This window comes from Butyrivibrio sp. ob235 (assembly GCF_900109475.1).
Taxonomy (GTDB): Bacteria; Bacillota; Clostridia; order Lachnospirales; family Lachnospiraceae; genus Butyrivibrio.
The window spans coordinates 1-5,382 of the sequence record NZ_FOBE01000063.1; the positions used below are offsets into that span (position 1 = coordinate 1).

At 38.9% G+C, this 5,382-nt stretch carries 9 protein-coding genes; all 9 read left to right on the forward strand.

The features are described from left to right. Positions 1-302: hypothetical protein (locus BMW61_RS22330; RefSeq protein WP_207650212.1), on the forward strand; the 302-nt coding region annotated here is incomplete at its 5' end. 4 nt (positions 303-306) lie between these two features. Beyond that, positions 307-492, forward strand: coding sequence for a helix-turn-helix domain-containing protein (locus BMW61_RS21295; protein ID WP_091826047.1), 186 nt, complete (start codon positions 307-309; stop codon positions 490-492). A gap of 22 nt (positions 493-514) precedes the next feature. Next, positions 515-1,000 carry a hypothetical protein gene (locus tag BMW61_RS21300; RefSeq protein WP_091826050.1) on the forward strand — a complete coding sequence of 162 codons (486 nt, stop codon included), beginning with the start codon at positions 515-517 and terminating at the stop codon, positions 998-1,000. A gap of 270 nt (positions 1,001-1,270) precedes the next feature. Beyond that, positions 1,271-1,477 carry a hypothetical protein gene (locus BMW61_RS21305; RefSeq protein WP_091826053.1) on the forward strand — a complete coding sequence of 69 codons (207 nt, stop codon included), beginning with the start codon at positions 1,271-1,273 and terminating at the stop codon, positions 1,475-1,477. A 397-nt stretch (positions 1,478-1,874) separates the two neighbouring features. Continuing rightward, the gene (locus tag BMW61_RS21320; RefSeq protein ID WP_091826061.1) at positions 1,875-2,402 is read left to right on the forward strand and encodes a terminase small subunit; all 528 of its coding nucleotides are present in this window, start codon (positions 1,875-1,877) and stop codon (positions 2,400-2,402) included. Positions 2,403-2,450: 48 nt separating this feature from the next. Further along, positions 2,451-2,723 carry a hypothetical protein gene (locus tag BMW61_RS21325; protein WP_091826064.1) on the forward strand — a complete coding sequence of 91 codons (273 nt, stop codon included), beginning with the start codon at positions 2,451-2,453 and terminating at the stop codon, positions 2,721-2,723. A gap of 258 nt (positions 2,724-2,981) precedes the next feature. Further along, entirely contained in the window at positions 2,982-3,173 is a 192-nt protein-coding gene (locus tag BMW61_RS21330) for a hypothetical protein (RefSeq protein WP_091826068.1), read from the forward strand. A 142-nt stretch (positions 3,174-3,315) separates the two neighbouring features. Continuing rightward, on the forward strand, positions 3,316-3,996 hold the full coding sequence (locus BMW61_RS21335) for a recombinase family protein (protein ID WP_091826071.1): 681 nt from the start codon (positions 3,316-3,318) through the stop codon (positions 3,994-3,996). A 505-nt stretch (positions 3,997-4,501) separates the two neighbouring features. Then, positions 4,502-5,017 (forward strand): hypothetical protein, encoded by a 516-nt coding sequence (locus tag BMW61_RS21340; RefSeq protein WP_091826074.1) that lies wholly within the window; start codon positions 4,502-4,504, stop codon positions 5,015-5,017. The last annotated feature ends 365 nt before the right edge of the window (positions 5,018-5,382 follow it).

The following is a 5,382-nucleotide window of genomic DNA, read 5'->3' on the forward strand; positions in this document are numbered from 1 at the left end:
AAGCGCTTGCAAGGTTGAGAAAAGACAATTTTACTTGCGTTGGTTGTGGAGTCCGTGGAACTCCGAGCAATCCAGTAGAGGTACATCACCTTAGTTATGACAGAGTACCGAACGAGAATATTGAGTGGGACTTGGTTTCATGCTGTAAATTCTGCCATACGATTATTCACAACATTTTAGAGCGTCCGACTTCTGACGGGCGTTTTGGATGGCATGACTCACAAAAAATACCGCATATACATATTTTTACTTTGAGCGGTGTTGATAGATATTACAAGCTACAAAAAATAGAGGAGGACTAAGGGCATGGAAAAAACGAAAGTTAATGCAACTATTCGGAAAAAAATTGAAAAGTCAGGCTTAAGGCAATATCAAGTTGCTTATGCTATAGGCGTTTCAAAATGGACTTTGAATAGTTGGCTGTCAATTCCGCTGACGGCTGAGCGTAAGGAACGGATTTTAAAAGCTATCGACAAGTTAAAAACTGAATGATAAGAGGAGATCGCCACGAAACATGGGGAAAAAGAACAACAAGATAAAGCACTACTTATATTCCGACTGTTTACCAGAAAAGTTTTTGATGTTACCACCAGAACTACTGACAGACCCAACGTTTCAATCATTATCGTATGCGGGCAGATACTTTTATATTCTACTTGCCACAAATAGAGAAACCGAGGAACAGCGTAACGAACTATATAAAACCCTAAAGGAATATAACCAATTACTTGATTTAGGTATGAGTGACGAGGACATCAACGACCAATCAAGGATAAATAAGCGGACAGTTCAAGACAAAGGTTATTTTGTGTTTTCGGAAACATTTTATAAACCATACGGACTAAAGGCGTCATACGTCACTAAGTTGAAAAAGGAATTGATAGAAAAAGGCTTTATAGAGGTGGCTTATGGCGGTAAAGGAAAACATACCGCATGGGATAAGAATGTCACTATTTACCGCTTTTCGAGTAAATGGAAAAGAAAAGATGATACAGCGTGAGTTTAAAATGCACTTCACTATAGTGAACTATACAGTACACCATGGTAAACTGTACGACCATTTTAGGGAATTAGTGAAAATAAGAAACCGCATAAATAAGCCATTTATAGAGTTGAGGATAAGCGCTCACACTTTACTATAGTGTCGGAATATATATATTTGGTGTCTATCTGTCTGTATTGGCATTTAATTTTTTATCAAATCACTAAGAAATAACATCAAAAACCGCATGAAAACCCAAATCGACTTTTTTGAGAGGAGTTTACGACTATGACTTATGGAGAGTTATTAGCTGAGATAGAAAAGAAAATATTTTTAGTGGCAGAACTTAAATTTAATATTCGCGTTGTTGAGGAGATCAATGACGTTCTGAGGGATAAACTAGCAGACAATCCGTCAAAACAAAAAGCTGTTGAGAGTCTGTTGGATGCCTATTGGAATGTATTTAGAGCGCAGAAACATGACACGGATAATTGACTATGACGTATTTTGCAAAGTAAAAGCTGTCGCTGAGAGTGGTTTCTACGCTCAGATATATCCAGAAATATACCATGACGCTAATAAACGGCTACAGCTATTACAGATAACAGAGCCTAATTTATATTCGGAGTGGCTTATGAGGTGGAAAAGCCATGATAGAAGTTAAAGAACTACGACATTTACTGAAAGACTATGAAAAAACGTGCAATAAAAGCCATATACGCCCTACTAAAGCCGACCTAGCTGATTTTATCGGAGTTTCGGTTCAGACCATACGGAACGGCATTAGAGGAATGTATAACGGCGTTTATTACGGATTAAAGCCATGCTGTACGAGGGTATTCAGTAATGGGTGCTTTGATATATTGCGTGATTACTTCGGAGAGGATGATTCATGAGCAGAGGTAAAAACAATCATTTGACTAGCGCACTGAATGAAGTGAATGGAACTGAATTTGTCGGTTCTACAGTTGGGTGCCTTATGGAATTATCTAAGCAAGGTGCGCCACAGGACGAAAAGGAACTGAGAGAGAGGATAAACAGCTATTTTCAGTTTTGCATTGATAATGATTTTAGACCAGGCATTGAGTCGTTGAGTCTGAGTCTAGGCATAACACGACAGACTTTTTGGAATTGGTGCAATAACAATGACCGTCGCTATAAGTATTCCTCGGAATGGTCGCAAATATGCAGACAAGCAAAACAGCTGATTGTTAGCTTTATAGAGAGTGCGAGTCTAAGCGGTAAACTAAATCCGGCAAGTTCAATATTTATGCTGAAAAATTGGGGCGGTTACAGCGACCAATTGCAGATTGAGTCCATAAGTAGTGTTGAAGAAGAACATCATTACGATTTCCACAGCATAGACAGATATCTAGTTCTGCCTATGTTTGAGGGTGAGGAGAAAAGCGAAAAGGACTAAGCCCCTTGTATATCTTTGACATTAAAAAAAGAGAGGAGAAAAAACGGCATGAAATTTAACACTTTCCTACGGTTACACCTAGTTTGTGGTGAGGACTATATAAATACCATGAGCAAGTTCAAGAGAGAGGATCCAGAGCATTATAACCGATATCGAGAGAGAGTGCAGAAAGTAGAGGACTTTTACCGCCAAGACCAACAGCGGAATACTAAAACTTTTAATAGACCGCTGACAGTTGAGGACTTCCCTAAGTGGGAAAAGGCATTTAATGCCATGGCAAAGCTAAAAGGTGTAGAGCCTACTAACATGAGTGAGGACTAAAAACATGGATGATAAAGACGTTATAACAGTATTTCAGCATGAGTCCGAGTTGTATCGTTTGGAGAGATTCAATAAGCGCATAACAGCTGTATGCGTAATACAGACTATATTGTTTTTCATATACATTGTGATTAGTTGCTAGTTTCAGCCATATACGCTTATATTTGCCCCTATAGCGCCTTTATAACATCATTTAGGCATAAACGCCTACTGAAATACTGTTAGGGGCAGATATGAGCCAATAAAGAGGAGAAAAGTATGATTCAGACATATAGCGAGTTTGTACGGCAAGTAAAGCAAAGCAATACCGCTGTTGAGCAGAGCGACCGCTTTAAAGCATCCGCTGAGCTGTCTGCACTTTGGGAAAAGAGTCGTGATAAATACAACGAGTGGACTCAGCGCATGAGGACGGACAGAGCCGAGCAAAGAGGAAAGAAGTTCTACAGCTAAATAGTAGTACCAAAAATGACGTGTATAAATTTTGTACCAAAAGTTATTGATTTTTGTTGTTGGTGGTGGTATATTATTAGTAACAAATCTGACGAACGTCAGAAGTAATACTAAACCGCCACAATGAAAGGAATTTATAACTATGTGTACAGTATACGGATATTGCAGAATATCAAGAAAAACGCAGAGCATTAACCGCCAAATCAGAAACATTACAACCGCTTATCCCAACGTTGTGATACGTCAAGAAGCCTTTACAGGCACAAAGATAGACCGCCCAGAATGGAATAAATTATTCAAGGCTGTTAAAGATGGCGATACGATTGTATTTGACAGCGTAAGCCGTATGAGCCGTAATTCGGATGAGGGTGTTGAAACCTACTTCGCACTACTTGAAAGAGGAGTGAACCTCGTATTTCTGAAAGAACATTTCATTGACACGGCTGTATATGCTGAGAACTGTCAAGACAGAATAGCCTTAATCGGTACGGACGAGGACGAGATATTTAAGGGTATCAATAACTATTTCCGTAAGTTGGCTGTAAAGCAAATAAGGATTGCATTTGACCAGGCTGAAAAGGAAGTCGAGGATTTACACCAAAAAACTAAAGAGGGAATTGAAACCGCTCGTTTGAATGGTAAACAGATAGGACAGATTAAAGGTGCTAAGCTGAATGTCAAAAAAGCTGTAAAGGCTAAAGAGGATATTCGGAAGTACAGCAAGGACTTTGACGGCACACTTAATGATGTAGAGTGCATGAAGTTAGTCGGAGTCAGCAGAAATAGTTTCTACAAGTACAAATCAGAATTAAAAGCTGAATAAAGCGCATGGACTTGCTACTACGTTGTGGCGAGTCCTTTTTTATTGCCATAAATAAGGGTGTGGTAGGGGTTTCACAGAAATTGCTGTCAGAGCCGTGGTAAGCCCCAGATTCTACCGCAAAACTAAAAAGGGGTATAGGGTAATTATTTCATAAGCCATTTTGACGAGGGTTAACACTCCAAAAAACCGGCAAAACAAAAAAGAGTCGCTCAGATCAGAAATATTTTGTGCCACAAAAATCCCAAAAATATAAAAAGGCTTATAGTGCGGATATTGCAAAAATGTTCTGATTTAAGGGTGTACCCAAAGCAAAAGAGCCAACAGCTAAACAGCTATTGACTCTTTAAACCCATCGCCACAATGGGAATTTATCGACACTTTTATTGTACCACAAAAACGTGTATGATAATAGTGTGTACACCGTATATTTACGGAATTTTACACTATCGCCACAACTGAGTTGCACAACTCGGAACAACGTTTTGTTAAAGGGGAGTTTATCGTCATGGAAGAAGTAAGGGAGATGTCATTTTCTGAGTATGCCAAGAGTCAGCACGTCAGCTATGAAGCTGTACGAAAACAAGTGAGGCTATACAAAAAAGAGTTAAAAGGGCATATTAAAACCAAAAATAATAAGCAAGTGCTTGATGATACGGCTATTAAATTTCTGAATGAGCATAGGCAGCCACGACCTATTGTAGTAGACCCAAGGGAAGAACTAACCGCCGAGATCGAGTCCTTAAAAGCCGAACTTAATAGCGCCAAGGACATAATAATTGCACTCCAGGCTGAAAAAGATAAGGCTAAAGACAAAATAAATCAGCTGTTAGAGGAACGTACTCAGCTTATCGAGGACAAAACGAGGACGGACACCCTTTTACTTTTGGCAGATAAAGAGCATGACGAGTTAGCCGAAACAAAGCAGAAATTAGCGGAGAATCAAGAGCAATTAGAGGAGAGTCGCAAAGAGGTTGCACAATTCGTGCCAACGTTGTTTGGACTATTCAAAAAACTCAAATAAAAGCCATTTTAAGGCGTTTTAATATTTTAAATAACCATTTGTATGTTTTTAAGACTAAAACGGCTGTAAGGGGCAAATTTTAACATATCAAGCATAATTTTAAGGTGTGTCTAAGATGGACACGCCTTTTTTATTGCTAGAAATAGCTTTAGTCCAAATGAGCCAAACGGAAAAATCGTATCATATCAGAATACGTTGCTCCAGATTAGAGAAGTTTTTGGATTCAGAGTCCAAAAACCTAACAACGACCTTTTGAGGGTGTCGGAGATTCCGACAGCATAGGCATTTAAAATGCTGAAAGATTTACTTATAACTTTTTGACGGTATGGACGAAGTGAATGTCATTTAGGACGAAAACTGATTTT